Raw genomic sequence first — 1,182 nt, forward strand, 5'->3', positions numbered from 1 at the left:
GTAAGACTTCTATTGAGATAAAACCTTTCGCTAGCACGAAATGTTGACTTTGAACCCCAACCTTCTGGTTGGGGTTTTTTTATGGGTATAAATTAGGGCCGTCGATATTCAAGTTGTATTTTTGAGTTGTTTATACGTTGTCGACCTAATGATTGAAAGCGCAATCAGAGAGTTCAATGGAGTGTATTAGGCTGTTTTCTCTGTTTTTATCTTCTTAGTAATGTTCACGAGAATTGGATCGTTGACTAACAAAGTGCCGATGGAAAAGGGCGATATTTTGTGATGAGCATCAGTGTGAGGAGATAACCCTGATACGCACAAAAGAGACACGTAATCGTAGTGCTTCTGTTTGCTGTCTAAAAGGTCCAGCTATCAGTTATCGATTCAACTTGTGTCTCGATTGCAGGTGATTCTGGATCTAGAGGCGCAAAAAAGGACAGGGCTGCTGGCCAAAGATTAGTGTAATAGGTACCGACTTGAAACTAAGCGTAATACATTCAAGAGCGGGAAGTGCAAGTGAAAGAGTGGATGCCTAATTATGGTTGCGTCTTACAGGGCTGAGTTAGCGTTGGTTTTCTCAGTTATAGAGGAAACTAAGAAAGGTATATAAAAAAGGCCTACCCGAAGGTAAGCCTGATGAATTTTTTGTGCTTTTAAAAGCCGATTAACCTGCTAGAACATCCGTAGCAACTTTGTAGCTAGGGTCTTCTTTTACGTTAATCTCGACCAAACTTCCTGCCTTATGAAGCAGGGCGCGACAGTCAGGGCTCAAGTGACGTAAATGAAGTGTCTTCCCTAATGTTGAGTAACGTACGGCAAGTGTTTCAATCGCTTCGATTGCTGAGTGATCAGCCACACGTGAACCAGCAAAATCGACAATAACGTCATCTGGGTCATTTTTGAAATCAAACAGCTCTAAGAAATTAGCTGCGGAGCCGAAAAAGATAGGGCCATTGATATGGTACTCTTTTGAGCCTTCATCATTCAGTTTGCTGCTTGCATAGATATGTTTAGCGTGTTCCCAAGCGAACATAAGAGCTGAAACAATCACACCGACAGCAACTGCAATAGCAAGGTCAGTAAGTACTGTTACGATGGTCACTAAGACGATAACAAAGAAATCTTGTTTTGGTACTCGGCGAGCAAGTTTGAACGTTGCCCATTCAAAAGTGCCGATAACAA

At 41.9% G+C, this 1,182-nt stretch carries 1 protein-coding gene; it reads right to left on the bottom strand.

The window, feature by feature from the left end:
• Positions 1-664: 664 nt before the first annotated feature.
• On the bottom strand, positions 665-1,182 hold a 518-nt coding region (locus BCU12_RS07670), incomplete at its 5' end, for an STAS domain-containing protein (protein ID WP_133153828.1).

It is taken from the genome of Vibrio sp. 10N.261.55.A7, assembly GCF_002877365.1.
In the GTDB taxonomy this organism is placed as follows: domain Bacteria; phylum Pseudomonadota; class Gammaproteobacteria; order Enterobacterales; family Vibrionaceae; genus Vibrio.